The organism is Actinoplanes sp. NPDC048791 (assembly GCF_040650095.1).
In the GTDB taxonomy this organism is placed as follows: Bacteria; Actinomycetota; Actinomycetes; order Mycobacteriales; family Micromonosporaceae; genus Actinoplanes.
Map to the genome: position 1 here is coordinate 1 of NZ_JBEZGQ010001191.1, position 2,344 is coordinate 2,344.

2 protein-coding genes and 1 pseudogene are annotated in these 2,344 nt (G+C 72.7%); all 3 read right to left on the reverse strand.

All coding sequences use genetic code 11. From position 1 onward, the window contains the following. A pseudogene (locus AB0C29_RS44160) lies at positions 1–407 on the reverse strand (molybdopterin molybdenumtransferase MoeA); the annotation flags it as partial. Next, positions 404–1,318, reverse strand: a complete 915-nt coding sequence (locus AB0C29_RS44165) for a UTP--glucose-1-phosphate uridylyltransferase (protein ID WP_360833753.1) — start codon at positions 1,316–1,318, stop codon at positions 404–406. The gene AB0C29_RS44165 and the pseudogene AB0C29_RS44160, both read right to left, overlap by 4 nt. Positions 1,319–1,369: 51 nt before the next feature. After that, the coding region (locus AB0C29_RS44170; protein ID WP_360833755.1) for a sensor domain-containing diguanylate cyclase at positions 1,370–2,344 on the reverse strand (975 nt) is incomplete at its 5' end.

The window sequence follows — 2,344 nt, forward strand, 5'->3', positions numbered from 1 at the left end:
ACGACCACGTCGGCCCCGATCGCCCGCGGCGCACCGGCCGCCACCGAGAAACACGTGCGGGGGGTCAGCCGGACCGGCCGCCAGCTGGCCGCACCCAGGTCACCGACGACGTTGAGGCGGACCGGGCGCGGACCGCCCTCGAACGCCCCGAACGACGGGTGCGAGCCGATCCGCCCCGCGGCCGCCAGGTCCTCCCAGCGGGCCGCGTACCCGTCGATGGCCGCCTGGTCGAAGGCCGGGTACGGGTGCGGCGCCAGCACGTCGTTGGCCAGCACGTTGCCGTGGGCCTGGGTGAGGTCGAGGTCGAGCGGAGGCAGCGCCCGCAACCTGCGCAGCACGCTGCCCAGGTATTCGGCGAGAGGCATCAGCTCGTTGGCGGCCGCCTCGGCATCGGCCGTAGCGGTCATCCCTTGGCACCGCCGGCGACGAACTCGCCCAGCCAGGCGCGGAACTCTTCGCCCAGGTCCGCCCGCTTGGCCGCGATCTCGACGACGGCCTGCAGGTAGCCCAGCGGCATCCCGGTGTCGTAACGGTGGCCGCGGTAGACGATGCCGTGCACCGGCGTACCGGAATCGAGCAGTGCCGCCATGGCGTCGGTGAGCTGGATCTCGCCGCCGCTGCCGGGCTTGGTGTTGTCGATCGCGTCGAAGATCGTGGCCGGCAGGATGTAACGGCCCAGCACGGCCAGGTTGCTCGGGGCGTCCGCCGGGGCCGGCTTCTCCACCAGGCCGGTCACCTCGACGACGTCCTCGCCCAGGTCGGACGGGCGCACCGAGGCGATGCCGTAGCGCGACGTCTCCTCGGGCTTGACCTCCATGAAGGCCAGCACGATGCCGCCGGTGCGGGCCTGCAGGTCCAGCATCGACGGCAGCAGCGGCTCGTCCTCCTCGACGAACTCGTCGCCGAGCAGCACCGCGAACGCGTTGTCACCGATGTGCGAGGCGGCGACGCCGACCGCGTGGCCCAGGCCGAGCGGCTCGCCCTGGCGGCAGGTGTAGATGTCGGCGAGCTCGCTGGTGCGGCGGACGGCGGCCAGCCGCTCGAGGTCGCCCTTCTCCTCCAGCCGGGCCTCCACGTCGGGGCGCCGGTCGAAGTGGTCGACCATGGAGGTCTTGCCCCGGCCGGTCACCAGCAGCACGTCGGTGATCCCGGCCGCGGCGGCTTCCTCCACGATGTACTGCAGGACCGGGCGGTCCACGACGGGCAGGAGTTCCTTGGGCACGGCCTTGGTGGCCGGCAGGAAACGCGTCGCGAGTCCGGCCGCCGGAATGACAGCCTTCACCGCCCGACGGCCGCTCGCATGGGCCTCTGTCGTCATCTGAGGGGTCACCGCACCTTCGCTCAGTTCATGCCCGGACATGCCGCGAGACTATCGGCCACGGGCCTGTCGCGGCGGTTGTGGCCCGCCGGGCGTGCCCGGCGGCACGGCATCTGGACCCGCCGCATGATCGAAATGCCCCTCCGGTACGCCCGCCGAAACCGCGGTATCCGTCACAGTTGCCGCGGGCACCGGCGCGGACTCGGCCAGCCGGTAGGTGTCTCTCCCCGCATTCTTCGCGGCGTAGAGCGCGTCGTCAGCCGCATCGAGAACCTGCTGCGCGGTCGTACCGTGCTCGGGGTAGACGGCGATGCCGATCGAGACGCTGATCGCGACCCGGTCGACCGGCTGCCCGGTGGCCGCGTCCTGCCGGCGGGCGTCGATCGGCACCGGGATCTCCCGGACCGCGGCCCCGAGCCGCTCGGCCACGATCACCCCGCCGTACGCGTCGGTCTCCGGCAGCAGCACCACGAACTCCTCGCCACCCTGCCGGAACGCGACGTCGACCTCACGCAACCCGATCCGGATCCGCCGGGCGAACTCCCCCAGCACCGTGTCGCCGGCGGCGTGCCCGTACTTGTCGTTGACGTCCTTGAAATGGTCCAGGTCGAGCACGAGCACGGTCAGCATCCGGCCGAAGCGGCTGGCCCGTTCCACCTCGCGGCGCAGCGACTCGCGCAGGTAGCGGTAGTTCCACAGCCCGGTGAGCGGATCGGTGAGCGAGAGCCGCTGCGCCTCCTCGTGCATCCGGACGTTGTGCACGGCCACCCCGGCCTGCCCGGCGAAGGTCCGCAGGGTGAGCAGGTCGGCGTCGTCGAAACCGTCGCTGCCGAGCCGGTCGTAGAGGGCCAGCACACCCAGCGTCGCCGGCCGCCCGGAGATCAACGTGTCGCCGGGCACGAGCGGGTCGCCGACGGTGGCCGGGGCGCAGATCGGCACGGCCACGTACGTCCGGCAGGCCGGCTCGTCGAGCGTGCCCCCGTCCGGCCCGCACTTGCCGCGCCGCGGCTCGCCGCTGGCCGCGAC

Bases quoted from the DNA above. Each gene is read 5' to 3' on its own strand.
- AB0C29_RS44165 (WP_360833753.1), bottom strand. From the start codon at position 1,318: ATGACGACAGAGGCCCATGCGAGCGGCCGTCGGGCGGTGAAGGCTGTC.